The following is an 807-nucleotide window of genomic DNA, read 5'->3' as shown; positions in this document are numbered from 1 at the left end:
GCTACGACGATTGATGGGCGTAGCCGCTCAGATCGTAGTTTCTTGATTTAGTTCCATCGAATTACGCAACAAAGCCGTTCTTTAGCGAACTCCACCATCAAGATGGCATTTTTACACGCTAGAGCCACAAGGACAATCAAAGCAATTTGTGTGAATATATTGTTGTCACCACCAATGAACCAAACACCTGCTAGTGCAGAAAAAATGGTCATAGGAACGATCAAAATGATAGCGAATGGTAGTTTTAAACTCTCGTACTGCGAAGCTAGCACCATGAAAACTAACAAAACAACAAGTGGGAATATATACACCATCGTGTTACCAGCCAAAATCTGCTGGTAGGTTACATCAGTCCATTCATAAACCATTCCCTCTGCTAGGTTTTGATCCAGTACTTCCTCAATAGCCGTTTGGGCTTGGTCAGAACTGTAACCAAAAGCAGGACTGCCGTTTAGTTCTGCACTAGGGTAGCCGTTATAGTGCATCACGCGGTCAGGCCCAATCGTGGGTATGATCTCCAGTACAGCGCCGAGAGGAACCATTTGTCCGGCAGCATTTCTTACTTTGTAGTTAAGTATTTGCTCAGGTTCGAGACGATAGTTCATGTCTGCCTGGGCATTCACTTTGTATGTTCTAGCAAACATATTGAAGTCATTGACGTATAATGATCCTAAATAAACTTGAAGCGCATCAAAAACCTGCTCTAGAGGAACACCTTGCAGCATCGCTTGGGCTTTGTTGCGTAATTCGATGGAACTAAATCAAGAAGCTACGATCTGAGCGGTTACGCCCATCAATCGTCGTAGC

Annotated in this window: 1 pseudogene; it reads right to left on the bottom strand. The window is 44.0% G+C overall.

The annotated features are described in order from the left end of the window. Nucleotides 1–77 precede the first annotated feature (77 nt). Nucleotides 78–740 (bottom strand): annotated as a pseudogene (locus R7E78_RS25825) (efflux RND transporter permease subunit); the annotation flags it as partial. Between the last annotated feature and the right edge of the window lie 67 nt (nt 741–807).

Source organism: Vibrio sp. YT-19(2023) (assembly GCF_033337395.1).
Note: the sequence above shows the minus strand (reverse complement) of the source record. Positions and strands in the feature narration are given on the sequence as shown.